General features: G+C 59.1%; 1 protein-coding gene. It reads right to left on the reverse strand.

Translation table 11 applies throughout. The features are described 5' to 3' along the window. Nucleotides 1–215: transposase (locus C5F46_RS16380; protein ID WP_181317789.1), on the reverse strand; the 215-nt coding region annotated here is incomplete at both ends.

Below are 215 nucleotides of genomic sequence, written 5' to 3' on the forward strand. Positions count from 1 at the left end.
CGACGATGGTGGCGGCGAGTTTGACCAAGTGCAGGCGCAGAGTATCGAACTGAGCATGCCGCCATTGGGATCGCTTTGGGCAGGCGGCCCGAAGTGTCCACCAGATCCAATACGCGCAACCATGCAGCATGAGCCGCATCTGATTGGCTGACGCCTTGCTGCAGGACGTTCGGTCCGAGGCGAGATGCGTCTTCCATCCCTTTATGTGGTTCTCA

Source organism: Phaeovulum veldkampii DSM 11550, from assembly GCF_003034995.1.
GTDB classification, from domain to species: domain Bacteria; phylum Pseudomonadota; class Alphaproteobacteria; order Rhodobacterales; family Rhodobacteraceae; genus Phaeovulum; species Phaeovulum veldkampii.